General features: G+C 75.1%; 19 protein-coding genes. 10 read left to right on the top strand and 9 right to left on the bottom strand.

Annotation, left to right across the window (positions count from 1 at the left end):
* The first annotated feature begins 45 nt into the window (after nucleotides 1–45).
* Nucleotides 46–429, top strand: coding sequence for an ArsR/SmtB family transcription factor (locus tag VM95_RS12645; protein ID WP_045695579.1), 384 nt, complete (start codon nucleotides 46–48; stop codon nucleotides 427–429).
* Nucleotides 430–447: 18 nt separating this feature from the next.
* On the opposite strand, the gene VM95_RS12640 is transcribed toward VM95_RS12645, so the two are convergent.
* Nucleotides 448–1,440: a hypothetical protein gene (locus VM95_RS12640; protein ID WP_244178742.1), complete on the bottom strand. Its 993-nt coding sequence runs from the start codon at nucleotides 1,438–1,440 to the stop codon at nucleotides 448–450.
* 170 nt (nucleotides 1,441–1,610) lie between these two features.
* Nucleotides 1,611–4,400, bottom strand: a complete 2,790-nt coding sequence (locus VM95_RS12635) for an SdrD B-like domain-containing protein (protein ID WP_045695576.1) — start codon at nucleotides 4,398–4,400, stop codon at nucleotides 1,611–1,613.
* Nucleotides 4,401–4,854: 454 nt separating this feature from the next.
* Here VM95_RS12635 and VM95_RS42470 point away from each other — a divergent pair, with 454 nt between their 5' ends.
* The 4 genes from VM95_RS42470 (at nucleotide 4,855) to VM95_RS12615 (ending at nucleotide 7,617) form a co-directional block, all read left to right on the top strand.
* Nucleotides 4,855–5,226, top strand: coding sequence for a hypothetical protein (locus VM95_RS42470; RefSeq protein ID WP_045695573.1), 372 nt, complete (start codon nucleotides 4,855–4,857; stop codon nucleotides 5,224–5,226).
* 9 nt (nucleotides 5,227–5,235) lie between these two features.
* The gene (locus tag VM95_RS12625) at nucleotides 5,236–6,105 is read left to right on the top strand and encodes an N-acetylglucosamine kinase (protein WP_052707329.1); all 870 of its coding nucleotides are present in this window, start codon (nucleotides 5,236–5,238) and stop codon (nucleotides 6,103–6,105) included.
* A 141-nt stretch (nucleotides 6,106–6,246) separates the two neighbouring features.
* Nucleotides 6,247–6,936 carry a maltokinase N-terminal cap-like domain-containing protein gene (locus VM95_RS12620; protein ID WP_045695570.1) on the top strand — a complete coding sequence of 230 codons (690 nt, stop codon included), beginning with the start codon at nucleotides 6,247–6,249 and terminating at the stop codon, nucleotides 6,934–6,936.
* Between the two features lie 81 nt (nucleotides 6,937–7,017).
* Complete coding sequence (locus VM95_RS12615) at nucleotides 7,018–7,617, top strand: hypothetical protein (RefSeq protein WP_045695567.1); 600 nt, start codon at nucleotides 7,018–7,020, stop codon at nucleotides 7,615–7,617.
* Nucleotides 7,618–7,680: 63 nt separating this feature from the next.
* On the opposite strand, the gene VM95_RS12610 is transcribed toward VM95_RS12615, so the two are convergent.
* Nucleotides 7,681–8,964: an alpha/beta hydrolase family protein gene (locus VM95_RS12610; protein ID WP_045695564.1), complete on the bottom strand. Its 1,284-nt coding sequence runs from the start codon at nucleotides 8,962–8,964 to the stop codon at nucleotides 7,681–7,683.
* Between the two features lie 194 nt (nucleotides 8,965–9,158).
* On the bottom strand, nucleotides 9,159–10,403 hold the full coding sequence (locus VM95_RS12605) for an SUKH-4 family immunity protein (RefSeq protein ID WP_045695561.1): 1,245 nt from the start codon (nucleotides 10,401–10,403) through the stop codon (nucleotides 9,159–9,161).
* Between the two features lie 210 nt (nucleotides 10,404–10,613).
* On the opposite strand from VM95_RS12605, the gene VM95_RS12600 reads away from it, so the two are divergent.
* Both VM95_RS12600 and VM95_RS12595 read left to right on the top strand, forming a co-directional pair.
* Nucleotides 10,614–13,409, top strand: a complete 2,796-nt coding sequence (locus tag VM95_RS12600; protein ID WP_045695558.1) for a penicillin acylase family protein — start codon at nucleotides 10,614–10,616, stop codon at nucleotides 13,407–13,409.
* Between the two features lie 127 nt (nucleotides 13,410–13,536).
* Nucleotides 13,537–14,760, top strand: a complete 1,224-nt coding sequence (locus VM95_RS12595) for a threonine synthase (RefSeq protein ID WP_045695555.1) — start codon at nucleotides 13,537–13,539, stop codon at nucleotides 14,758–14,760.
* Nucleotides 14,761–14,787: 27 nt separating this feature from the next.
* On the opposite strand, the gene VM95_RS12590 is transcribed toward VM95_RS12595, so the two are convergent.
* Nucleotides 14,788–16,191, bottom strand: a complete 1,404-nt coding sequence (locus tag VM95_RS12590) for a helix-turn-helix domain-containing protein (RefSeq protein WP_244178741.1) — start codon at nucleotides 16,189–16,191, stop codon at nucleotides 14,788–14,790.
* A gap of 270 nt (nucleotides 16,192–16,461) precedes the next feature.
* Between VM95_RS12590 and VM95_RS12585 the strand changes: the two genes are divergently transcribed.
* Both VM95_RS12585 and VM95_RS12580 read left to right on the top strand, forming a co-directional pair.
* The gene (locus tag VM95_RS12585) at nucleotides 16,462–19,668 is read left to right on the top strand and encodes a M28 family peptidase (RefSeq protein ID WP_045695552.1); all 3,207 of its coding nucleotides are present in this window, start codon (nucleotides 16,462–16,464) and stop codon (nucleotides 19,666–19,668) included.
* A gap of 113 nt (nucleotides 19,669–19,781) precedes the next feature.
* Nucleotides 19,782–21,056 (top strand): cytochrome P450, encoded by a 1,275-nt coding sequence (locus VM95_RS12580; RefSeq protein ID WP_244178740.1) that lies wholly within the window; start codon nucleotides 19,782–19,784, stop codon nucleotides 21,054–21,056.
* 6 nt (nucleotides 21,057–21,062) lie between these two features.
* Here the strand turns inward: VM95_RS12580 and VM95_RS12575 are convergent, their stop codons facing one another.
* Nucleotides 21,063–21,650: a DUF1707 SHOCT-like domain-containing protein gene (locus VM95_RS12575; protein ID WP_045695551.1), complete on the bottom strand. Its 588-nt coding sequence runs from the start codon at nucleotides 21,648–21,650 to the stop codon at nucleotides 21,063–21,065.
* Nucleotides 21,651–21,759: 109 nt separating this feature from the next.
* On the opposite strand from VM95_RS12575, the gene VM95_RS12570 reads away from it, so the two are divergent.
* Entirely contained in the window at nucleotides 21,760–22,701 is a 942-nt protein-coding gene (locus tag VM95_RS12570) for an ROK family protein (protein WP_045695547.1), read from the top strand.
* Nucleotides 22,702–22,735: 34 nt separating this feature from the next.
* Here VM95_RS12570 and VM95_RS12565 read toward each other — a convergent pair whose 3' ends face one another.
* The 3 genes from VM95_RS12565 to VM95_RS43220 form a co-directional block, all read right to left on the bottom strand.
* Nucleotides 22,736–23,131, bottom strand: a complete 396-nt coding sequence (locus VM95_RS12565) for a DUF2267 domain-containing protein (RefSeq protein ID WP_045695544.1) — start codon at nucleotides 23,129–23,131, stop codon at nucleotides 22,736–22,738.
* A 290-nt stretch (nucleotides 23,132–23,421) separates the two neighbouring features.
* On the bottom strand, nucleotides 23,422–23,946 hold the full coding sequence (locus VM95_RS40225; protein ID WP_167352913.1) for an acyl-CoA thioesterase: 525 nt from the start codon (nucleotides 23,944–23,946) through the stop codon (nucleotides 23,422–23,424).
* A 23-nt stretch (nucleotides 23,947–23,969) separates the two neighbouring features.
* The gene (locus VM95_RS43220) at nucleotides 23,970–24,269 is read right to left on the bottom strand and encodes a hypothetical protein (protein ID WP_045695543.1); all 300 of its coding nucleotides are present in this window, start codon (nucleotides 24,267–24,269) and stop codon (nucleotides 23,970–23,972) included.
* Nucleotides 24,270–24,600 lie beyond the last annotated feature (331 nt).

The following is a 24,600-nucleotide window of genomic DNA, read 5'->3' as shown; positions in this document are numbered from 1 at the left end:
GAACATATGAACGCTCCTTCATGCATGAGTTGTAGTATTGGCGACATGGGTCATGGAGCCGCCCCCTCGATCGCCGTCCCGCACACCCGCCTGGACGCCGTCAGCGCCGCCCGGGTGGCCACCACCCTGCAGGCCCTGGCCACCCCCTCGCGCCTGCTGATCCTCTCCCGCCTGCGCGAAGGGCCCTGCGCCGCCACCGAACTGGCCGCCGAGGTCGGCCTGGAGCAGTCCGCCTGCTCGCACCAGCTGCGGCTGCTGCGCAACCTCGGCCTGGTCGTCGGGCAGCGCAACGGCCGCTCGGTCGTCTACGCGCTGTACGACAACCACGTGGCGGCGCTGCTCGACCAGGCCGTCTACCACATCGAGCACCTGCGGCTGGGGCTCAGCGACGCCCCCGACGAGGCGGACGCGGACGCCGCCGCGGGCTGAGCCCGGACCGACGGAGGGTCAGCCCGTCACCCACGGCGCCTCCGGGAGCTTCGCGGCGGCGTCGCGCCCGCCGAAGTCGATCGAGGTCGGGGTGCCCAGGCCCGCCATCCGCATGGTGACCCGGCGCAGGCCGCCGTCGCCGTCCAGCCAGTAGGTGAGCGGGGAGCGGCCGCCGTCCGGGGCCGAGCCCTGGGCGCGCGGGCCCGCGAAGCGGTCGTAGTCGCGCCCGTCGATCCGGTCCCGGCCGAGCCAGCGGGCGCCGGACTGGGCCAGCAGCAGCGGGTTGTCGGGCCGGTCCGCGCCGAGCTGGACGAGCAGTTGGAGGCCGGCGTCGAGCGGGTCCGTGGTGTAGGAGCGCGGGGACCAGCCGGGCCGGGGCACGTGCTCGGCCTGCTCCCAGGGCTGCCCCGGCACCCCGGCCGGCGCGGGGGCCAGGCCGAGGCCGCCGGTGTCCCAGACGATCAGACCCTCGTCGGTGCGCGGGCCGGGCGTGGTTCCGGCCGTGGTTCCGGCCGTGCTCCCGGTCGATGGCTCGACGGCCGGCCCGGCCTGCCGGGCGGGCGGGGTCGCGCCACCGGGGCCGGTGATCCGGTAGCTGCCGACGCCGTGGTGGGTGCGGTAGTCCAGGACGCCCGTCACCTGGATCCGCACCCCGCTGCCCTCGTCGGCGGTGAGGGCGACGGCCACCGGGCTGGCCTGGTAGAGGTTCAGCCGGGACAGGGCGAGCCGAGAGGCCTCGTCGACCGTCACCGGGCGCTCAGCCGCCTCGTCGGAGACCGTCCGGTAGACGGCCAGCCCGCCCGCCGCGCCGCCGCACACCGCGACCGCGACCAGCGCCCCGAGCCAGCGGCGGCGCCGGCGCGGCCGGGTCCGGTCGGCGGCCGAGTCCTTCGTCGGCGCCGACGCCGCGCCCGGCTTCGGCGTCGCGCTGGACTTCGGCTTCGGCTTCGCGCTCGGCGTCGCGCGGGGCTTCGGATCCTGCTTCGCGCTCGGCTTCGGGGGCTTGGCCATGGACGTGCCTTTCCTCAGGGGTCGTACGGGTCTCGACGTTCGGGCGGGGCGCGGGCGCGCACAGCACTCGGGCGGGTTCCCGGACCGGTGGTCCGGGAACCCGCCCGAGCGGGGTCGGTCGGCCTCGGTCAGACCCGATCAGCTTGCACCGGGTCCGGCCGTCCGCCCGTTCAGCGGCGCTGGGAGCGGCGCCTGCGGGACACGGCCAGCAGGACCGTGCCGAGGCCGGTGAAGGCCACGGCACCCGCCAGCGCCATCGGAACCCCCTCGCCCGCCCCGGTGTTGGGCAGGCGACCGCCGGGCGCGGGCGCCTGCGGAGCCGGTTCGACCGGGGGTGCCGGGGTGGTCGGGGTGGTCGGTTCCGGCGTCGGGGTCGGCGTCGGCGTCGGGGTGGGCGTGGGAGTGGGCGTCGGGATCAGCCGGTTGACGGCCGTCACCTCGGCCCCCGCCTCCAGGTTGTCCGGCGTCAGCACCAGCGGCCCGAAGACCGTGGAGTCCGGCGCCGCGTAACCCGCGGGCGGGCTCAGCTCCTGCCAGTAGTACGTCCCCGGCAGTCCGCTGCCCCGGCAGAGGCCGTCCGCCCCGGTGGTGCAGGGGTCGCCGACCTTGGTGTCGGGTTTGTCGCCGGTCGGCTGGAGGCCGTCCGTCCCGTTGGAGTCCTTCCACAGCTGGAACTTCGCGCCGGCCAGCGGCTTGCCGTCCTGGTCGTGCTTCAGCAGCCGGAGGACGCCCTCCTGCTGGCGGAAGCCGAAGTCGTAGGTGTGGTTGTTCTCGCCCGGCCCGCCGGTGGTCAGCGCCTTCTCGGGGTACTTCCCGCCCGCCGGTACGACGCCCTTGGAGTCGACGAAGTGGTTCTCGCCGACGTTCGCCTCCGTGGGCACCCACTGGTAGAGCGGCCCGCCCTTGGCGTAGTCCGCCGGATTGTCCAGCTTGACGGTGTACTTGGCCCTCGGCTTGAGTCCGCCGTCGACGTTCGAGTCGTCGAAGTAGTACTCGCCGCGGGCCGTCGTCTTCGTCGTGCCGACCAGCTTGCCCGACTCGTCGTAGAGGTGGACGGTGGCACCCTCCACCGGACGCTGGCTCGGGCTCTGCAGGCCCTTGCGCTCCGGGTCGTACCAGACCCGGTTGCCGATCTGCAGCGGCGCCTGGTCGCACAGCGCTTCGAGGTCGCCCATCGAGGCGCCCTTGCCGAACGGCGGGTACGTCCCCGTCTGGTACGGCGGGTTCAGCTGCAGCCCGTACTTCGGGTCGCGCTTGCCGTCCCGCTGGACGAACATCGTGCCGTAGCCGAACGCCGCGTTGTTCGGGTCGAACCCGGAGAGCGCGATGGTGTTCTCGACCTTCGAGAGCGCCATCCCGGCCATACCGGCGTTGCGGTGCCCGACCAGGCTGCTGGTGTCGAAGAACCGGCCGGGCCCACCGGGCAGCGCGCAGCCGCCGTTGGTGTCCAGCACGTACGAACCGCCCGACAGGCAGGCCTTGTCGAGGTCGCCGCCGGGCAGCACCCGGGCCATCGAGGCACCGGTCGGGTCGGCCGCCGACATGTCGCCGAAGCGGTCGCGGAAGGCGACCAGCATCGAGCCGTCGGTCTCGAAGCCGATCTCGCCGATCTGCGGTTCCGGGTTGGCGATGTAGCCGGTGGCGCAGCTCGTGCCGTTCTGGGTGGCCGGGAAGGTGTCCTGCCAGGGGAACCAGCCGGCGCCGTCGCAGGGGTTGCCGGCGCCGGTCGTGGAGCCACGCCTGTAGTCCAGGCGCTGGTCCAGCACCGGCTTCTGGAACGCGCCGGTGCCCAGGTCGAAGGGCAGCACGACCGCCCGCAGGTCGGCCGCCTTGCCCGTCGACTCGCCCGAGCACACGCCGCCCAGGTAGCCGACGCCGTCCTGCAGTCCGAGGCCGAACGGCCGCCAGTCCCCGGCCGCCGGGCAGCCCGGGTCGGGGATCGGGTACGCGGCCTTCGGCGCGGCCGCGGTCGCCGCGCTCGCGTCGTACCGGTACAGCTTCCGGTCGTTGAGGTTGACGACGAACAGGTCCTTGCCGTCGTCGGTGACCTTGATCCCGCCCAGGCTCTCCTTCCCGGGCGCCGCCAGGAAGCCCTCGTCGGTGCCCGAACCGTGCTTCGTGTCACCGGCGTTGGGGACGGTCGTCCACAGCGCGGTGGTCTTCGTCGCCGGGTCGGTGACGTAGATCCCACCGGGCCCGCCCGGGCCGTAGTCGGTGGTGCGCTTGGCCTCGGCGGCGGAGAAGACCCGCTTGTCGGCCCGGTTCCAGGCGATGCCGTAGAGGTTGCCGGTCTCCGCGTCCGTCGCGATGTTCGTGACGTGGGCGTCGACGCCGTCCTGGCCGCGCGTGTCGTACGGGAACGAGACCAGCGAGCGCGCCGACTTGCCCTCGCGAGGAGGGTGCTGACAGGTCGTCACCAGGGTCGCGTTCTTCTGGCAGTAGTCCCCCGGGTTCCACAGGCCGGTGGTGTACGCCACGTCCTTGCCGCCGGAGAGGTCGACGAACTCCTCGTTGCTGGACAGCTGGTAGGGCTTTCCGGCCAGCCCCTGGCGGGAGGCGAAGGCCGGGAACAGCACCCCCGGCTTCGGGTTCATGACCTGCACCCGGTACTTGCCGCCGGTGAGCTTCGATCCGGCCGGCGACAGCGTCACCGTGCCATCGGCCGCCGTCACCCCCTCGATCCCCGCCCCGGCGTCGTCCGTGAGGGCCACCTTCACGCCCCCCATGCCCGGCTCCAGCCCGGGCGTCCACACCCCGCTCGCGTCCACGGCCCGCACCACCTTGACCGTGACCGACCCGTCGCCGCTCTGCGGGAAGGCCGCCGGGGCCGCCGCGAGCGAGCAGCCGGCTATGCCGACCGCGAGCGCCGCCACCCGGGCCGCGGCGCGACGGCCGGGTAAGCCCGCCCGCCGCTCCGGCCGGCGCGCGGCGCCGTTCTCCTGTTCGTCCGTAGTCGTCATCCCTGCTCTCATGACCGCGTTGGGCCTACCGCCCGGATCCCGCAAAGGAGTTCGCGAAGTGGCGGAAAGCCGCCGTTGATTAACGGAATCTTAAAGGCACGTCACACAACTTCGCGCCCGAATCGGGAACTTTGACGGGTTGTCGGACGTAGCACGGAAGGGCGCGTTCCGATCACGCGCGCCGAGAACGCGCGCCGGCCCGTGCGCCCCCTTCCGCACCAGCAGCGGCCGCACGGACCGCCGATGGCGCACCCGCTCGTCATCCGCTCGTCACCCGCTTCGCCCCGGGGACCGGCTGACACCGGGGCCGCACCTGGACGACCGACCGGGCCGTCCGGGTGCCTCCGCACCGATTGCTCCTCGGCGCCGTAGGCTCCCGGGAAGCGGCCGCGCCGACGCCCGGCCGCCGGCCTCGATCCCCGATCCCCGGTCCCCGATCCTCGTGGAGCACTCCGTGTCCGACGCCGCCCCGGAAGCCCGAGCCCTCGCCGAACTGCGGGCGGCCCTGACCGAGTCCGGCGCCTGGCACGACGCCACGGCCCGCGCCATGGACGTCACCTCCCACACCATCACCGGCTGGAAGCTCTCCCGGCCCGTGGCGGACCGCTACGACCTCGCGATCGACTTCGCCTGGCAGGGCATCAACCCCACGGGCCGGCCGATGACCGCCCGTACCCACCACGCGTGGTCGCTGACCGAGGACGGCACGGGGTTCCCCCGCCTCCGCTCCTTCGTCTCGACCGTCCTCCGGCCCTTCGCCCCGGCGACGGCCGCCGAGGCCCTGGCCGACCTGCGCTCCTGCCGGGCCGCGTCCGACCCCGCGTAGGGCCTGCCGATGAGCGCGCTCCACCTCGGCGTCGACGCGGGCGGCAGCCGCACCCGCGCCGCCGTCGTCGACGCCGCGGGCACCGTCCTCGGGCGCGGCGAGGCCCCCGGCGCCAACCCCGCCGGGGAGGGCGCCGAGCACGCGCAGGCCCGGCTGGCCGAAGCCGTCGCGGCCGCGCTCGGGCCGTACGGGCCCGGCGCGGTGGCCTCCTGCCTGGTCGGGCTCGCCGGGCTCCCCGCCCTCGCCGATCCGGACGCCTTCGCCGCCCGCTTCCGGACGGCCTGCCGGCTCCGCTGCCCGGTGCGCCTGGTGCCCGACGCCGTGCCCGCCCTCGCCTCCGGCGGCGTCGACGACGGCTGCGGCACGGTGCTGATCGCCGGCACGGGCACGATCTGCGTCCGCCTCGACGGCTGGCGCACGACGGCGCGCAGCGGCGGACTCGGCTGGCTGCTCGGCGACGAGGGCGGCGGCTTCTGGCTCGGCCGCGAGGCCCTCCGGTACGCCCACGCCGACCCGGGCGGCGCACTCGGCGCCGCCGTCCGCGCGCACTGCGCCGCCGACTCGCCCGAGGACCTGCTCCGCTGGGCCTACGCCGGGCCCCCGCGCCGACTCGCCGCGCTCGCCCCGCTGGTCCCCCGGCTCGCGGCCGGCGGCGACCCCGCCGCGCTCGCCGTGGCGCACGCCGCCGCCGACCACCTGGCGGCCCTGGTCCGCGCCACCGCCGTACCCGGCCGGCCGCTGGTCCTCACCGGCTCGGTGGCCGACAGCCCGGGCCCGATCCGCGACCGGCTGCGGCACCTGCTCGCCGACCTGGCCCCGCGGGCGCCCCGCACCGACGCCGCCGCGGCCGCGGCACGGCTCGGCCGCCGCCTGCCGTGAGACGGCCCCCGGACGCCCCGGACGACCGGGGCCGCGCGCGCCGATGAGAGGGTGTCAGCTGCACCACCTGATCAGCTGCACCGCCCGATCAGCTGCACCGCCCGCCCCGCAGCTCCAGCTCAACGGAGGAGAACCCCCGGCATGGCCGTCATCCACCAGACCGAACTCAGGCCCACCAAGCTCGAGTTGCTCACCGCCTGGCTGCCCACCCGCCCCTGGTACGTCGGCGGCGGCGAGGGCGGGCCGGAGCTCGCCAAGGCCGGCGGCTTCCGGCTGGACGACCCGCAGGGCGAGGTCGGGATCGAGTTCCTGGCGGTCACCGACGGCTCCGGCGCCGAGCCGGTCACCTACCTGGTGCCGCTCAGCTACCGCGGCGCCCCGCTGGACGGCGCGGAGCACGCCCTCGTCGGCACCATGGAGCACGGGGTGCTCGGGCGGCGCTGGGCCTACGACGGCTGCCAGGACCCGGTGCTGGTCGCCGAGTTGCTCGCCCTGATCGAGGGCCGGGCGCCGGCCCAGGACCAGAACGCCTCCGACACCCCGTGCCGCGAGGTCACCCGCTCCTACCGCGGCCCCGGCCTCACCGGCACCCCGACCGCCGGGGCCGCCGGCGCCATCGGGGCCACGCGGGCCACCGACGACCGGGACGGCACCGCGCTGACCGCCCCGAACGGCGGCACCCTGCGCCTGCGCCGTGTCCTGCGCCCCGCCGAGGACGGCGACGCGCTCCCGCCGTCGCACGCCACCGGCCACCTCGCCGGCGCCTGGCAGCTCCCGGACGGCACCCGCGCCCGGGGCCTGTTCGCGGTCCTCACCCCGGCCGCCGCGTAGGCCCGGCCCCTGCCGTGGGAGCGGCCCCCGGCGCCGGGGGCCGCTCCCACGGTCGGAGGCCACGTCCTCTACGCTCCCGCTGTGCAGAATCCCCCCACCGCGCCCGAGGCCTTCGCCGAGTTGGTGGCGGCGTTCCCGGCCCACCTCGCGGAGGACGTGCGGGCGGTCGCCGCTCGGCTCCCGAGCCCCACGTACGCGTCCATGGAGCCGTTCTCGGTCGAGGTGTGCGGCGAGCGCGTCGCCATTCCGTACCGGATCCACCTGCCCGAGCCGCCCGGCGCCCCGGAGCAGTCCCTCACCGGGACGCAGCGGGCGATCCTGCACTGCCTCTACACCCGGAACAGTGACGGGCGGGTCCGCCAGCGCCACCTGGAGCAGGTCCTCGGCTCCACCGAGCCCTGGGTCGTCCCGTTCGTGCTCCAGCTGGTCGGCGAGTACGTCCTGGAGATCCTGGAAGCCGTCCGGGCCGGTCTGCCCGGCCTCACCGACCCGGCCTCCGCCCACCGGCGGCTCTACGGGGACTTCATCGCCCGCAACCCGCGCTTCTTCGGCCGGACCGAGCGCCGCGTGGTGAGCTACTGGGCCTGCTACTACCGGCGCCGGTACCCGGAGTTCGCGGCCTACCCGGGCAGTCTGCTCGTCAAGTCCCTGCGTCGGGCCGCCGCCGACCAGCCACACTGAAGCCGGTCGGTGCGGCCGCGCGCACCCCTCGTGGCGCGCGGCCGCACCGGCAGGCCCCCGCCGTCACGGCAGGAAGTGCACCTCCGGGAAGGCCCGGGACGGGCCGTCCAGCAGGTGGCCTCGGCGGTGCCGGAGGTGGAGGTCGAAGAAGGCGAGCGGGTAGGCCTGCTGGATGCGGACGGCGCGGGCCGGGTCCAGGGTGCCGGTCCAGTCGCGCAGGTCCTCGTCGCTCATCCCGACCACCTTGGCCAGCTGCGGGACCAGCACCTGGGTGTCGCCGTAGGACGGGTGGGCCGCGCCCTCGGCCTGGACGGCGAGCCGCCAGCCGCGCAGGTGGGACCAGAAGCCGGCCACGCTGGGCGAGGCGGCGGGGGTGTTCACGGCCGTCATCAGCATGAACGGCCGGTCGAGGTCGTCGGTGATGTCGGGCAGCATCGGGCCGTCGAGGCTCAGCCCGGCCAGCACCCGCCGGTCGGCGAGCATCAGGCGGGCGGTGGCCGTCCCGCCCTTGGACCAGCCGAACATGCCGATCCGGCGCGGGTCGATCGCCTCGCTCAGGCCCTCGGGCAGCGGTCGGCCGTCCGCGTCGGGGTTGTGTCCGGCGGCCAACTCCTCGATCCGGTCGAGGAGGTAGCGGATGTCGTCGGCGAAGTCGGCCGGGCCCATCTGGTGGTTCCGGTCGTGCAGCGGGGTGAGCACCCGGCCGTCCGGGAACTCGGTGACGGCGTCGTAGGTGTGGTCCAGCGTCACCACCACGTAGCCGTGGCTGGCGAGTTCCTGCACCATGACGGTGTGGTCGGCGCGGTAGCTGTGCGCGCCGTGCGAGTACAGGACGACCGGCCGCGGCCGGCCCGACCGGCGGACCGGGGCGCCCTGGCGGCCCGCCGTGAGCGGCGCCTCGACGAGGCCCGCCGGAACACCCAGCGAGGCCATCAGCGCGGCCATCGTGCCGGCGGGCACCCAGGGCGCCACCGGGTAGCGCTCGGCGGCGTCGCGCTCGACCTCCCGGGCGGGGTACCAGACGCTCGCCATCAGCTCGCGGTGCTTGCCGGGGCCCGCGACCGGGTCCGGCTGGGTGGTGTCGACCAGGTGCAGCTCGACCGTGCCCACCGGGTACGGCCCGGTCGGCGCGGGCAGCGTGGGCCGCACCGGGCCGGTCGAGCCCGCCGAGCCCGCCGTGCCCGCGGCTCCGGTGCCGGCCGAGTCCGCCCGGGCCGGCGCCGCGAGGCCGAGCGGCAGGGCCGCCCCGGCCGCCAACGCGGCTCCGGCTCCGACTCTGACGCCGGCTCCCAGCATCCGACGTCGCGTCATGGTGCTCCGCCGGTCGGTGAACGGTGTGCTCGTCACGGCCCCTCCCTGGGTCTGCTGAACGGAACCGGGCCGCACCGACCGACCCCCGGCCGGGGTCGGGCTCGTGCGGCGGCCCACCCGGAACGCTGTCACGCGCCGGGGCTCCGGATCATCCACCCACCGGATGCACTCCGCCGGGGCCGTGGGCCCAGAGATGTACATCGCGGGGCCCACCCGCTCCCCCCCCGGGGTCACTCCAGCAGGCGGCCCATGTGGCCGTCGTCGGCGAGCATCGGCCAGAAGTGGGCGTCGGTGTCCCAGGCCTCCGGGTCGAGCTCGCGCAGCGTCTCCTCGGCCACGCCGTCGAGGAGTTCGGTCGGGTCGAAGAGCGTCCAGCCCGCCGTGTCCTCCTCCTCGTCCCACCGCCTGCGCTCGGCGCGCAGCCGCTCGTACGTCCACAGCGTGTAGAGCAGCGCGGAGAGGTCGCGGTGCAGGTAGGCGGCGGGCTCCTCCTCGTCGGCCCAGTCCGGCAGTTCGACCCGCCCGGTGGCGCCGTCGAGGGCCACCACGAGGTCGTACGTCCAGCCGGCGAGGTTCAGGAAGCCCGCCTGGTGGGGGCGCACGCTGGCCTCCTCCCCGTCGCCGTCCGCCGGGTAGCCCTCCGGGTAGTCCTCCGCCATGGTGGTGAGCGGGCCCTCCGGGTCGACGTCGAGCATGCAGCGCGGGGCGACGGGCAGCCCGCAGGTGAGCAGCAGCCGACGCGTCGCCGGGTGGCTGAGCCGAGCGGGCAGCTCGTCCTCCGTGAAGCGGCGCACCTCGCCGCCGGTCAGCTCGGCCAGGTCCTCGACCAGCAGCGGGTCGATGACGTACGCGAGGCCGTCCGGGCCGCCCGGCCGGGCGCCGAAGGCGAGCGTGCGCACCAGCAGCGCCGTCTCCCAGTGCGCGGGCCGGTCGTCCGTGCGCCGGAACAGGTCCGGGTCGGTCTCGCGCATCTGCTCGCCGACGAGCCGGGCGATGACCGGGTGGGTGAGCGGCCCGCGCCGGATGTGGTTCTCGGCCTCCGGGTCCCGGGTCTGCTCGGCCAGGCCGGAGACGCCCTCGACGAAGCCGCACAGCTCGAACAGCATCGGCAGGCTGCTGGCGAGCGGCTCCCGGTCGAGCCCGCCGGAGCCGTCCGGGCAGCCGAGGTACACCTGCCCGTCCGCGCCGTCCAGCACCACCGCGGCGGGGGCCCAGCAGTCCGCGGCGTCGTAGCACGTCTCGCCGAGCACGAACAGGCGGTCGGCGCCCTCGACCGTGACGTCCTCGTACCAGGACGCGACGGTGCGCAGCTCCTCGGCCCGCAGCGCCTCGAAGTCCAGGTACGCGAGGACGCTGCCCTCCAGCGTGTAGCGCTCGGCCAGGAACTCCCGGCTGGGCTCGTGGGTGAGCCCGGCGGGCAGCGGCCGCCCGCCGGTGCCCGCCGCACCCGTCGTCGTCTTCGTGTCGGTCCCCATGGCCGCGCCCTCCTCCCCCCGCCGTCCGGCAGGTGATCCTCCATCGACGCGGCCGACCATAGCCGACCCCACCGACAACGCCCGCCCCACCGACCACCACGGTCCGTCAGTCCGGGTCCCCGGGGCGGCAATGGCATGCACGCCACTAGCCAACCGGCCAGTAGCGCCCCTACCGTCGGGTCCCCCGTGGCTTCGACGGAGGAGCACGCCATGCGCCTACGCCCCCACCCCCTCCGGTTCCCGGCCGCCGCCCTCGCGGCGGCCCTGTTCGCGACCGCGGCCCCCACCGCCGCCGCCGCGCCGAGCGCGACCACCACGACCGCCGCCCCCGACTACTGCGCCGCCCGCTGCGCCGACATCCTGCCGCCCGGCGAGAACGGCAACGCCACCCTCGCCGAGATCCTGCTGAACCGGATGTTCGGCTCCCGCCCCGCCCACACCGACGACCAGCTCGGCCCGTACGCCGCCCTCGCCTCCGGCTACCCGGGGCTGACCGAGGCCGGGCTGCGCGGCTTCTTCAACGACGCGTCCTTCGGCGTCCCCGCCGACCAGGTGGCCGGCACCACCAGCCCGCGCCCGGACGTCACCATCGTGCGCGACAAGGCCGCCGGCATCCCGCACATCACCGGCACCACCCGCTACGGCACCGAGTTCGGCGCGGGCTACGCCGCCGCGCAGGACCGGCTGTGGGTGATGGACCTGTTCCGGCACGTCGGCCGCGGCCAGCTGTCCGGCTTCGCGGGCGGCGCGGGCGCCAACCGGCAGCTGGAGCAGAGCTTCTGGCAGGCCGCGCCGTACACCGAGGCCGAGCTGCAGCAGCAGATCGACGTCCTGGCGGCGCGCGGCGGCCGGGCCACCCAGGCGCTCGCGGACGCGAACGCCTACCTCGACGGCGTCAACCAGTACGCCCAACAGGCCTACAACGCCCGGACGTTCCCCGGCGAGTACGACCTCACCGGGCACATCGACGCGATCACCAACGCCGGGTCGATCGAGCCGTTCAAGCTGACCGACCTGGTCGCCCTCGCCTCGGTGGTCGGCGCGCTGTTCGGCGCCGGCGGCGGCGGTGAACTCGCCTCCGCCCAGGTCAAGTCGGCGGCCGAGGCCGCCTACGGCAAGGACGCCGGGGACGCGCTGTGGAAGTCGCTGCGCGAGGCCGACGACCCGGAGGCCGTGCGGACCCTGCACGACGGCCAGCAGTTCCCGTACGGGACCGTGCCGGACCACCCGCAGGGCGAGGCGGTGCCCGACCCGGGCTCGGTCGTCCCCGAGCGCCTGGTGTACGACGCCACCGGCTCGGCCGGCACGGCGGCCACCGCCGCGCCCGGCGTGCTGCCCGGGAACCTGCTCACCGCGAAGCACGGCATGTCCAACGCCCTGCTGGTGTCGGGCGCGCACACCGACGACGGCCACCCGGTGGCCGTGTTCGGCCCGCAGACCGGCTACTTCGCCCCGCAGCTGCTGATGCTGGAGGAGATCCAGGGGCCCGGGATCAGCGCCCGCGGCGCCGCCTTCGCCGGGCTCAGCTTCTACGTGCAGCTCGGCCGCGGCCAGGACTACGCGTGGAGCGCCACCTCGGCCGGGCAGGACATCACCGACACCTACGCCGTCCCGCTGTGCACCACGGACGGCTCGCCGGTCACCACCGCCGCCGACTCCTACCTCTGGCACGGTAGTTGTCTGCCCTTCGACCGGCTGGAACGCAAGGACGCGTGGGCGCCGACCACCGCCGACAACACCCCGGCCGGCTCCTACACCCTGGTGATGCGCCGCTCCAACTACGGCCTGGTGACGGCCCGCGGCACGGTCGGCGGCGCGCCCGTCGCGTTCACCTCGCTGCGCTCGACCTACCGGCACGAGGCCGACTCCATCATCGGCTTCCAGGAGTTGAACGACCCGGGCGCGGTGCACGATCCGGCGAGCTTCCAGCAGGCGGCGCAGGACATCAACTACACCTTCAACTGGTTCTACGCCGACTCCGCCCACATCGCCTTCTACAACTCCGGCACCAACCCGGTGCGCGCCGCCGGGGTCGACGGCGGGCTGCCGGTCCTGGCCCGGCCCGCCTACGAGTGGGCCGACTTCGACCCGGCGACGAACACCGCCCGGTACACCCCGGCCGCGGAGCACCCGCAGTCCGTCGACCAGGACTACTACGTCTCGTGGAACAACAAGCAGGCCGCCGGCTTCACCTCGGCCGGCTTCGGCAACGGCTCGGTGCACCGCGCGAACCTGCTGGAGGACCGGGTCAAGGCGCTGCTCAGGAACGGCGGGAAGGCGAGCCGGGTCTCGCTGACCCAGGCCATGGAGGGCGCGGCGCTGGCCGACCTGCGGGCCGAGGACGTGCTGCCCGACCTGATCCGGGTGCTGCGCAGCGCCCCGGTCACCGACCCGGGCGCGCTCACCGCCCTGCAGCGGCTGGAGGGCTGGCTGGCGGACGGCGCCCAGCGGAAGGAGACCTCGCCCGGCAGCCACGCCTACGCGGACGCGGACGCGATCCGGGTGATGGACGCCTGGTGGCCGCTGGTGGCCGAGGGCGTGATGCGGCCGGGGCTCGGTGATCCGCTGTTCACCGCGCTGACCGGCGCGCTGCAGATCAACGAGTCCCCCTCGGGCGGGCAGAGCGGCCCGGTCTCCGGCGGCCCGGTGAGCGTCAACGAGTCGTCGCCGCACCGGGGTTCGGCCTTCCAGTACGGCTGGTGGAGCTACCTCGACAAGGACCTGCGCGGCGTGCTCGGCGATCCGGTGGCGGGGCCGCTGGCCCGCCCGTTCTGCGGCGGCGGCGACCTGGCGGCCTGCCGGGGCGTCCTGCTGGACACCCTCACGAAGGCGGCCGCCCAGACCTCCGCCCAGGTCTACCCGGGCGACGCGGGGTGCGGGGCGGGCGACCAGTGGTGCGCCGACTCGATCGTCCAGCGCCCGCTGGGCGGCGTCACGGACGCGGCGAGCACCTGGCAGAACCGCCCGACCTACCAGCAGGTGGTGCAGTTCCCGTCCCACCGGTGACGCGGCAGCCGTGACCCGACAGCGCTGACGCGACCGCGCCGGTGCCCCGTCCGACCCGGGCGGGGCACCGGCGATCATTCGCGGAAAGCCCTTCAGGTAGCACCCTCCCTAGCACTACGATCCTTACATGCTGCTCACGCCGGACTCCCTCGCCACCGCCCAGCGCTCGCTCGGCGACCCCGCCCTCGACTACCCGCTGCTGCCCCCGCTGACCACCGGCTGCCCGCGCACCGGCACCGAGGACGTCGCCTACCCGCTCGAACTCGACTACGCCTACGACAAGGTGGACACCGCCGCCCTGTTCGCCCCGGCTGCCGCCCGCACCGGCCTGGAGCGCTGGGCCCCGCTGCTGCCGCCGCTGCTCGCCCCCGGCCTCGGCGAGGGCGCCACCCCGCTGGTCGAGATCGCGCCGGGCGTCCACGTCAAGGACGAGTCCCGCAACCCGACCTGGAGCCACAAGGACCGGCTCAACCGCTGCACCACCAGTGCCGCCCTGGCGGTCGGCGCCCGCGGCATCGCGGTGGCCTCCTCCGGCAACCACGGCGCCTCGGCGGCCGCCTACGCGGCCCGCGCCGGGCTGCGCTGCGTGGTCTTCGCCGGGCCCGACCTGCCGCCCGCCGTCGACTCCTTCCTCACCGCCTACGGCGCGGTGGTGCTCCCGGTGCCGTGGGAGGCGCGCTGGCCGCTGATGCGGCAGGCCGTCGAGCGGTACGGGCTGCACCCGGTCAGCAACCTGACCGCCACCCACACCGGGCACCCGTACGGGCCCGAGGGCTACAAGACGGTGGCGTACGAGATCTTCCAGGACGTGGGCACGCCGGCCGCGGTGTTCGTGCCGACCGGCTACGGCGAGCTGCTGTACGGCGTGTGGAAGGGCTTCACCGAGCTGCACCGCCTGGGCCTGGCGGACCGGGTGCCGCGGATCCACTCCTGCGAGTCGGCGGCGGGCGCGCCGCTGGCCACCGCGATCGGCCGCGGGGTGCCGGCCGCCCGGGTGGAGGTCGGGGCGACCTCGGCGTACTCGATCGCCTCGCCGGTGGGCGGCTACCGGGGCGTGGTCGCGCTGCGCGAGAGCGGCGGCCGGGCGCTCACCCTGTCCGACCGGCAGCTCGCCGAGGCCCGTGCGGAGCTGGCCCGCAACGGCCTGTGGGCGGAGCTGTCCGCCGCCGCCGGACTGGCCGGTCTGCGCAGCCTCGACGCGTCCGAACTCCCGGACGACGGGCCGCTGGTGTGCATCTCGACGTCCAGCGGCTTCAAGGACAGGGAGGTCGGCCGGCGGGCCACCGCGCCGGTCGCCCCGGAGTGGCCGGAGGTGGAGCGCCGGCTGCGAGCCGCCGGGCTCGCCGACTGAGCCGACCGGCCGTCGGAAAATCGGAGCTCAGCGGGCGGCGGCCAGCCGCTCGCGCAGGCCGCGCAGCTCGTACCCGACCAGCGCGGGCAGGCCGGTCACCGGCCCGGCCTCCAGGGCGGGGCGGAGCAGGTCGAGGGCCGCCTGCGGATCGTGCGCGCAGGCGTGGCAGTCGGCCACCCGGACGGTGAACAGCAGGCGGCTTGCCGGGAGTTGGGCCGGGCCGAGCAGCTCCAGCGCGGTCTCGGCGGCGGCCAGGGCGCGCCGGGCCAGCCGCGGGTCGTCCACCGCGGCGGCGAGGTCGCGCAGGGCGGCGGCGGCTGCGGCCTCGACCCGCATCCGCATCGAGGCGATGGTCAGCCAGGGCGCGTCCGCCTCGTCCCGGGTGCCGATGTGCTCCACGTGCTGCCGGGCCCGGTCGATGTGCCGCAGGGTGCCCCGGACGTCCCCGGTCAGCGCGTGCGCGCGGGCCCGGCCGATCCGCCCCATCGCGCCGGCCCAGTGCCGGCCCGGCGCCGCCCGGGCGATCTCGCGGGCGTAGCCGAGGGCGGTGGCCGGGTCGCCGTCGAGCCGGGCCAGGGTGCTGAGGTCGCTGAGCGTGCCGACCGAGGTGGCTTGGTCCCCGGCGAGTTCGGCCCAGCTGAGGGCGCGGTCGAAGCAGGCCATCGCGGTGGCGTTGCGGCCGTCCTGCATCCGCAGCGCGCCGGCCGCGTGGGCGTGTTCGGCGGCCAGCCGGGCCAGCGGGCGGCGCTGCGCGGCGGGGGCGACGGCGAGCCGGGCGAGCACCGCGCGCAGGGTGCGTTCGACGGCGACCACCAGCCCGGGCCGGCCGCCGGTCTCGCCGGCCCGCAGCTGGGCGGCGAGACCGGCGGCCAGGGCGTGCGCCGTGTCGGCGTCCAGCGGCGCCGCGGCGTCCGGGTCGGCCTCGCAGAACTCGGCGTGCAGGGCGGCGACTTCGGCCGGATCGGGGACGTCGCAGCCCTCGGCGTCGTGCAGCGGGCAGAGCAGTCCGTAGTCCGGCAGTCGGCCCGGCGGGTGGAGCGGCGCGGCCCGGCCGGTGTCCTGGGCGGCGCCGGAGCCGGCGGGCGGCAGCGGCCCGTCCGGCAGCGGGGCCCGCAGCAGCCCGGGGGCGAGCGGGTCCAGCGCGGGCAGCCCGGCCCGTTCCGCCCGCAGGCAGGCGGCCCGCAACTCGCCGCCCGCGCCCAGCAGTTCGTCGGCCCGGTCGGCGATCCTCGGGGTGATCCGGCGGGCGCCGTGCTCGATCTTGCTCACCGCGGTGTGGTCGTAGCCGAGGCCGGCGCCCAGCTGGGCCTGGGTCAGTCCGGCCCGGCGCCGCCAGTGCCGCAGCAGGGCGCCGAACTCCCGCCAGGCGTCCGCCTCCCGGCCGCCCGGCCGGGGCGCCCGCGCCCCGGGGCCCGTTCGGTTCCGCTCCACGAGCAGGACGGTACTGGATGGCGCGCGATCCGTACATGACATGGTCTCGACCAATTCTTGATCAGGTCTCAACCACTCGGACAAAAGCGCAGCTTGACGGAATTTGCCAACCCTATGCATCGCCCGCACCAGCCATTGACCCGGGCATGACGCCATGTGAGGGTTCGGGCACCCGAGCGCGGACGGCCCGCACGGCCGTCCCCCTGAGCGGCCCGCGGTGGCTCCGGCATGCCGTCCGCGGTCGAGGACCCCCACGTTCGAGGAGCCTCGATGCAACGCAGAGTTTCCGCGGGACGGTTGCTCACCACGGCGACCACCCTGACGCTTCTGGTCGGCACCATAGCCGCCACCGCCGGGCCGGCCACCGCCGCGCCCCCACCCGCACCGGCCCCGCCCAGCGCCCTCGCCGCCGCCGTGAACGCCGCCGACGCGGCCACCGCGGCCGGCCTGGACTCGCTGGCCAAGGGCCCCGACGAGACCTACGAGCGCCGATCCGTCACCCCGTGGCTCGGCGGCCTCTACTCCGTCTCCTACGAGCGCAGTTACCACGGCCTCCCGGTGGTCGGCGGCGACGCGGTGGTGCTCGCGGACGGCCAGGGCAAGGTCCACGCCTCCCAGTCGGCCGCCCCCGGGCCGGTCGGCGGGTCGACCACCCCGAAGGTCAGCGCCGCCGACGCGGAGAAGACCGCCCGCACCAAGCTGTCCGTGGTCGACTCGGTGGCCCAGCGCCGCCTGGTCGTCCGGGTCAAGGACGGCACCGGCCGGCTCTCCTGGGAGACGGTGCTCAACGGCCGCACCGCGAAAGCGCCGAGCACCCTGCACGTCTTCGTGGACGCCGCCACCGGCGAGGTCGTCGACAGCTACGACGACGTCGAGGCCGGCACCGTCAACAGCAAGTGGAACGGCCCGGCGCCGCTCACCATCAGCACCACCAACTCCGGCGGCTCGTACTCGCTTTCCGACCCGAACCGGCCCGGCCTGAGCTGTTCCGACTACAGCTCCGGCCAGGTGTTCCGCAAGTCCTCCGACTCCTGGGGCAACGGCGACCCCTCCACCAAGGAGACCGGCTGCGCCGACGCCATGTGGGCGGCCCAGAAGGAATGGGACATGCTCCGCGACTGGCTCGGTCGCAACGGGCACGACGGCAACGGCCGCAGCTGGCCCATCAAGGTCGGCCTGAACGACGTCAACGCGTACTGGGACGGCAGCTCCGTCTCGATCGGCCACAGCCAGGCCGGCGAGTGGATCGGCTCCCAGGACGTCGTCGGCCACGAGTTCGGCCACGGCATCGACCAGTACACCCCCGGCGGCGCCAACAACGAGAACGGCCTCGGCGAGGGCACCGGCGACATCTTCGGCGCGCTCACCAAGGAGTACAACAACGAGCCCGCCGCGTACGACTACCCGGACTACCAGGTCGGCCGGGTGATCAACCTGGTCGGCCAGGGCCCGATCCGCAACCTGTACCAGCCCTCGCTGGTCAACAACGACCCGGACTGCTACTCCTCCGCCATCCCCAGCACCGAGGTGCACGCCGCGGCCGGCCCGCTGAACCACTGGTTCTACCTGCTGGCCAACGGCTCCACCGGCGCCGGCGGCAAGCCGACCAGCCCGACCTGCAACGGCTCCTCGGTCACCGGCATCGGCATGAAGCAGGCCGGCCAGGTCTGGTACGGCGGCATGCTGCTCAAGACCAGCGGCATGACGTACAAGCGGTACCGCACCACCACCCTGACCGCCGCCAAGAACCTCGACCCGAGCTGCACCTTCTACAACCGCACCAAGGCGGCCTGGGACGCCGTCAGCGTCCCCGCGCAGAGCGGCGACCCGACCTGCACGCCGTCCGGCACCAACGACTTCTCGCTCAACCTGGGCCCGGCCGCCGGCTCCGTCCAGCCCGGCGCCTCGACCACCACGACGGTCTCCACCGCGGTGACCTCGGGCACCGCGCAGACCGTCAACCTGACCGCCTCGGGCGCCCCGACCGGGGTCACCGCGACGATCACCCCCTCCTCGGTGCAGACCGGCTCCTCGGCCACGCTGACCCTCGCGGCCTCCGGCTCGGCCACCGCGGGCACCTACGTGATCACCGTCACCGGCACCGCCGGCGCGGCCACCCACACCGCCCAGTACACCCTGACGGTCGGCGGCGGCGCGCCCAACCCCGGGACCCCGCCCGTCATCGACGTCGCGAAGGTCCAGGCCGACCTGGCCCAGCTGAACACCATCGCCGACCAGAACGGCGGCAACCGCCGGGCCGGTAGCGCCGGGCACACCCAGTCGGTCGCGTACCTCAAGGCCAAGCTGCAGGCGGCCGGCTACACCGTCGCCGAGCAGACCTGCACCTCCTGCACCTACCGCTCCAACAACCTGATCGCCGACTGGCCGGGCGGCCCGTCCGACCAGGTCACCATGTTCGGCGCGCACCTGGACAGCGTCGGGGCCGGCCCCGGCATCAACGACAACGGCTCCGGCTCGGCCACCCTGCTGGAGAACGCCCTCGCGCTCGCCCAGCAGAACCCGACCATGAGCCGGCACGTCCGGTTCGCCTGGTGGACCGGCGAGGAGCAGGGCCTGCAGGGCTCGAACTTCTACGTCGGCCAGCTCGGCTCCGCCCAGCGCTCCGCGATCAAGGCCTACTACAACTTCGACATGGTCGGCTCGCCCAACGCCGGCTACTTCATCAACAACATCTCCTCCGGCGCCGCCGCGCCGATGAAGGCGTACTGGGACTCGCTGAACCTCCAGCCGGAGGAGAACACCGAGGGCCAGGGCCGCTCGGACGACTACTCCTTCCAGCAGGCCGGCATCCCGACCTCCGGCTACGCGGCCGGCGCGGACGCCGTCAAGACCTCGGCCCAGGCGGCCAAGTGGGGCGGCCAGGCCGGCCAGTCCTACGACTCCTGCTACCACCAGTCCTGCGACACCAGCGGCAACATCGACGCCACCGCGCTCAAGCGCAGCGCCAACGGCGTGGCCGCCACCATCTGGAAGACCTCGGTCGGCGGCACCGCGCCCGCCAACGACTTCTCCCTCGCGGTGAACCCGGCCACCGCCACCGTCAAGCCCGGTGACTCCACCAGCGCCACCGTCTCCACCGCCACCACCTCCGGCTCCGCCCAGACCGTCAACCTGACGGCCACCGGCGCCCCCGCCGGCGTCACGGTCTCGCTGAGCCCGTCCTCGGTGCAGTCCGGCGGCTCGTCCACGCTGGCCATCAGCACCTCCGCCACCACCGCCGCCGGCACCTACAGCATCACCGTCACCGGCGCCGGCTCAACCACCCACAGCACCAGCTTCTCCCTGGTCGTGGGCAACGGGACGCCCAACCCGGGCGGCACCTGGACGCCCGGCACCACCTACCAGGCGGGCGACGTGGTGACCTACAACGGGGTCAGCTACCGCTGCGTCCAGGGCCACACCGCCCAGGTCGGCTGGGAGCCGCCGATCGTCCCCGCCCTGTGGCAGCCGATCTGACCGGCCCCACCGGCTGACGCCCGACACCTGACACCTGACACCACCCGAGCCGCTGCGCCGCGATCCGTTTGAGGGGACGGATCGCGGCGCAGCCGTCTACCCTGCTCCGTGACGTGACCGACGGTCGACTCGACCGAGCCGAGGAGCCCCAGGTGATCCAGCAGACCCGCGCCGTACCCGAGTTGGCCCCCGAGGCGGTCGAGCAGTGGCGCGCCGCCGGCACCGACCTGCTCGACCTGCTGACCCTCGCCCGGCGCACCCACGGCGGTCTGGCCGGCTTCCGGATCGGCCCGCACCCGACCGTCCTGGTCACCGACCCGGCCGCCGTCCAGCACGTGCTCGGCCGCCACCCGGACCGGTACGTCAAGCGCCCGCACCGCGCCCGGATGCTGGTCGGCGACGGCGTCCTGTCCGCCACCGGGGACGCCTGGAAGCGCCAACGGCGGCTCCTGCAGTCCCAGTTCACCGGCACCGGGATGCGCCGCTACGAGCAGCGGATCGCCTCCGCCGCCCGCCGCACCGCCGAGCGCTGGGCGGGCTACCGGCGCACCGGCGAGACCTTCGACGTCGCCGAGGAGATGCGCGGCTTCGCCCTGGACACCGTGTGGCGCGCCCTCACCGGGCTGCCGCTGGACGACCGCACCGACGCCGAACTGCGGGCGGTGGAACGGGTGGTGGCCGCGATGCCGACCCTGCCCGGCGACGCGGCGGACGCCCGCCGGGCGGTCGCGGCCGACCTCGCGCTGATCGACCGCGTCGCGCAGGCCGCGATCGAGACCGCCCGCACCGCCGACGCCCCCGAACCCGGCGTGCTGCGCACCCTGCTCGACGCGGGCGACCAGTACCCGGAGTACACCGACACGCTGATCCGGGACGAGCTGGTCACCCTGCTGGTCGCCGGGCACGAGACCACCGCCAGCACCCTCACCTGGCTGTTCCTGCTGCTCGACCGCTTCCCCGAGGCCCGCACGGCCGACCCCAGGGCGCTGGTCGAGGAGACCCTGCGCCTCTACCCGTCCGCCTGGATCCTGCCCCGGTACGCCGTCGAGGACGACGTGGTCGAGGGCCACCGGATCGCCGCCGACACCGACGTACTGGTCTGCCCGTACCTGATGCAGCGCGACCCGGAGCTGTGGCCCGACCCGCTGCGCTTCGACCCGGCCCGATTCGCCCCCGGCGCCGCCCGCCCCGCCTACGTCGGCGCGTACGTCCCGTTCGGCCTCGGCGCCCGCGCCTGCCTGGGCACCCAGTTCGCGCTGCGCGAGACCACCGCACTGCTCGAACTCCTGCTGCCGCTCGGCCGCTTGGAGTTCCGGTCGGTGCCGCGGGGCAACGCCTACAGCATCACCGTCCGCCCGGACGGCCCGACCCCGGCCGTCCTGCGCTGACCGGCCTCATCCTCGGCGGGCCTGCTTGATCCGGACGTAGCCGGAGCGCGGGTGCCCGATCAGGGTGACGAGCGGGGAGCCCGGCTCGGCCTCCGTCCGGGCCTTGCTGACGATCTGCCCGGTGTTGGTGCTCGACCGGTCGATCCGGACGCCCCAGCCCTGGGGGACGACCAGCTTGACCTGGCCCGCGCCGCAGGCGACCTCGACGGTGACCTCGCGGTGCGGGCAGACGGCCGAGGTGAAGTCGAGCACGATCAGGCCCATCCCGGTCTCGGCGACGATCCGGCGCGGCACCTCCCACACGCCCTTCTGCAGGATGTGCCGCATCCTGGTCCGCAGCACCAGGGGCTCGTCGTCCGCACCCACCGGCGCCGAGCGCGGCCCCAGGTCGGCCACCAGCACGTCGAGTTGGCGGTATGTCCGGGCCGCGAAGGCGAGCTCCAGCCGCTCCTCCAGCTCGGCGAGGTCGATCCGGCCCTCCCCGGCCGCGATCCGCAGCCGGTCGGCCACCGCCTCGCGGTCCAGGTCCCCGGCCCGGGCCTCGGGCGCGGCCTGCGGCGCCGTCCGGACGATCGGCAACTGCTCATCGCTCATGCGCCGACTGTACGGCACGGCACCGACGCGATCACCGGCCTGATCTACGCTGTGCGGCGCCGCCCCTTGAGCCCCCTGACCGCCGTTCGAGACCCTGGAGCCCGCCGCGATGACCCTCACCCCCGCCGGCCCGCTGTTCGCCGCCGTCGACATCGGCGGCACCAAGATCGCCGGCGCGCTGGTCGACGGCGCCGGACGGCTCCGGCACCGCCGCCAACTGCCCACCCCCGCCCGGGCCGCGGGCACGGACGTGCTCGCCGTCGTGCACCAGGTCCTGGACCACCTCGCGGCCACGGCCGACTGGCCCGCCGTGAAGGCCCTCGGGATCGGCAGCGCCGGCCCGGTCGACCTCGTCGGCGGCACCGTCAGCCCGGTCAACATCCCCGGCTGGCGCGACTTCCCGCTGGTCGCCGAGGCCGCCGCGCACCCGGCGGTGGCCGCCCGCGCGCTGCCCGTCCGGCTGGCCGGGGACGGCGTGGCGATGGCCGCCGCCGAGCACTGGCGGGGCGCGGCCCGGGGCGCCGCGGACGCGCTCTGCCTGGTGGTGTCGACGGGCGTCGGCGCCGGGCTGGTGCTGGACGGCGCGGTGCGGCCCGGGCGCAGCGGGAACGCGGGCCATCTCGGCCACATCACCGTCGAGTTGGACGGCGAGCCGTGCCCGTGCGGTTCGCGCGGCTGCCTGGAGGGCATCGCCAGCGGCACCGCGATCGCCCGCCGGGCCCTCGCCGCGGGCTGGCGGCCGGACGGCGCGGACCGCTCGGCCCGGGCGGTGGCGGCCGCGGCGGCGGGTGGCGACCCGGTCGCGCTGGCCGCCTTCGACCGCGCCGCGCAGGCGCTGGCCGCCGGGATCGCCGCCACGGCCACGCTGGTCGACCTCGGCCGGGTGGTCGTCGGCGGCGGGGTCGCCGAGGCCGGGGACGTGCTGTTCGCGCCGCTCGCCCGCCACCTGGACCGCTACGCGGCCCTGCCGTACGTGCGCGGCCTGGACGTGCGCCGCGCCGAGCTGGGCACCGACGCGGGGCTGATCGGCGCGGCGGCGCTCTGCCGCTGAGGAGGGGCTCCCGGGCAGGCCCCGCGCGGGTCCCTCAGGCCGGCAGCGGGTGCCCGAACAGCAGGTCGTAGCCGTCCGGGAGCTGCTCGACCACCCGGTCGACCAGCTGCCCGGGCACCAGGTCCGCGAGGGTGCTGAGCACCGCCCCGATGTCCCACTGCGCGGTGGCCGCCGTCGCGCCGTCGATCCAGCCGACCACGGCCTGGACGAAGCGTTCGGCGGTCAGCGGTTCGCAGGCGGGCCCGGCGTCGCGCAGCGGTCCGGCGTAGGCCTCCGGCAGGGCGTCGGCGAGCTCGGCGCGCTCGGCGCCCACCAGGTGCTCGCCGAGCAGCCCGAGCACCACCCGGGCCGCGTGGTCCGCCTCGGCCTCGCCCCGGTACTCGCCGCGTTCGACGACGCGGGCGAGGAAGTCCTCCCGGCTGATGGTCATCGCGTCCTCCTCCTTCCGGTCGAGGGCGACCGGCGGGACCCCCGCGCGCCCGACCCCCGTGGGACGCTCCGGGGCCCGTCCTGCTCAGCGTACTGCGGCCCGCCGCCGCCGAGCCCGGGCGAGCGGCCCGGGAAGCGGGACCGGGGAGGGAAACGGAAGGGGAGCCGGGAGGGAGGGCCGGGAGGAGGACCGGACGGGCGGATCGACGCCGTTGTCGATCACGCCGCCGGTCCGTGCCGTGGCCGGCACGGGACGCCGCCGGGCCCGGGCCCGAGGGGCCCTGGGGCGGCTCAGCCGGCCGAGGTGCGGCAGCGCCGGCGCGGGCGCAGCGGCGATGACACTCTGCCACCGCTGCGGGCCGGGCCCCGCTGGGCCGGCATGCCGGCCGGGGCGGTGGCCGCGGCCTCGGCGGCCCGCGCGTCCTCCGGCATAAAGCCCGCGAGAAAGCGCCGCTCGCCCGGGCTGAGTTTGCGCGACCGGCCGGATTCGCGGTCCCGGGCGACCACGACGGTGCGCGCCCGCATAAAGGTGCGCGGTTCGCGGAGGACATTCACCTCGACGTGCGCGGAACTCCGGCCGAGCCGTTCGACCGTCAACCGCACGGACAACGGCTCGGGCTGGTGGTGCAACTGCTCTAGATAATCGATCTCGTGCCGCGCGATAATGAATCCGGACGGGAACAGGGATTCCCGGACGGCGGTCGCGTGGTGGCGGAACAGGTCGTAAATCCCCTCCTGGATGTAGCCGACCAGCCGGGCGTTGTTGATGTGCCCGTTCTCGTCGACGTCGCTCCAGCGGGTGGAGCAGGACAGCACGTGCCCGACCGGGCTCGACGCGCTCACTGCTCCGTCAGCCCGGCGCCGGCCCCGGCCGGGAGCAGGGCGCGCCGCAACCGGGCGTAGTAGCCGGAGTGTTCGGCCGCCATCCGGGCGGCGGTCCAGCCCTCCTCGGCGGCCTCGGCGGCGGCCTGCACGACCAGGCTGTCGAGCACGGCGTCCACCGAGCGGCACAGGTCGGCGACGGCCGCGAGCCGTTCGGTGACGTCCGCGCCGCCGGCGGCGGTGCGCGCCGGGAACGCGGCGAGCGAGTCCACCGCGAGCTGCAGGTCGTCGATGACCTCCGACCGGCTTTCCGCCACGGAATTCCCGGTGCGCCGTTCTGCTTGTGCGTTCTGCCTGTCCCGCATCTTCGACATGCTTTTCTCCATGACGGTATTCCGGCCGTGACTGCCATGACGGCCTGCTGGCTGGTGTACGAATGCACCGGACTCGGTGTCGACCCCCCGACGCCTTCGACGCTATCCCAGTCGACGCGGGTCGGCAGATGGTTTCCGGAGGTGGACCGGAAACTGACTTCCATTGGAGTAGTTTGCCGGGGTACACAATATGCCCCATCAGCCGAATGCCTTCGCCGAATCGGGTGGTATCGCCGACCCGGGCCGGAAAAACGACTACCGAGCGTCACCGGTA

The organism is Streptomyces rubellomurinus, assembly GCF_000961885.1.
In the GTDB taxonomy this organism is placed as follows: Bacteria; Actinomycetota; Actinomycetes; order Streptomycetales; family Streptomycetaceae; genus Kitasatospora; species Kitasatospora rubellomurina.
Note: the sequence above shows the minus strand (reverse complement) of the source record. Positions and strands in the feature narration are given on the sequence as shown.

Excerpts from the sequence above, each read along its gene's own strand:
- VM95_RS12640 (WP_244178742.1), bottom strand. The coding sequence starts at position 1,440 with ATGGCCAAGCCCCCGAAGCCGAGCGCGAAGCAGGATCCGAAGCCCCGC.
- VM95_RS12565 (WP_045695544.1), bottom strand. The coding sequence starts at position 23,131 with ATGACCATCAGCCGGGAGGACTTCCTCGCCCGCGTCGTCGAACGCGGC.
- VM95_RS12595 (WP_045695555.1), top strand. The coding sequence starts at position 13,537 with ATGCTGCTCACGCCGGACTCCCTCGCCACCGCCCAGCGCTCGCTCGGC.
- VM95_RS12605 (WP_045695561.1), bottom strand. The coding sequence starts at position 10,403 with ATGGGGACCGACACGAAGACGACGACGGGTGCGGCGGGCACCGGCGGG.
- VM95_RS12600 (WP_045695558.1), top strand. The coding sequence starts at position 10,614 with ATGCGCCTACGCCCCCACCCCCTCCGGTTCCCGGCCGCCGCCCTCGCG.
- VM95_RS12575 (WP_045695551.1), bottom strand. The coding sequence starts at position 21,650 with ATGAGCGATGAGCAGTTGCCGATCGTCCGGACGGCGCCGCAGGCCGCG.
- VM95_RS12645 (WP_045695579.1), top strand. The coding sequence starts at position 46 with ATGGGTCATGGAGCCGCCCCCTCGATCGCCGTCCCGCACACCCGCCTG.
- VM95_RS12585 (WP_045695552.1), top strand. The coding sequence starts at position 16,462 with ATGCAACGCAGAGTTTCCGCGGGACGGTTGCTCACCACGGCGACCACC.
- VM95_RS12635 (WP_045695576.1), bottom strand. The coding sequence starts at position 4,400 with ATGACGACTACGGACGAACAGGAGAACGGCGCCGCGCGCCGGCCGGAG.
- VM95_RS12570 (WP_045695547.1), top strand. The coding sequence starts at position 21,760 with ATGACCCTCACCCCCGCCGGCCCGCTGTTCGCCGCCGTCGACATCGGC.
- VM95_RS12620 (WP_045695570.1), top strand. The coding sequence starts at position 6,247 with ATGGCCGTCATCCACCAGACCGAACTCAGGCCCACCAAGCTCGAGTTG.
- VM95_RS12625 (WP_052707329.1), top strand. The coding sequence starts at position 5,236 with ATGAGCGCGCTCCACCTCGGCGTCGACGCGGGCGGCAGCCGCACCCGC.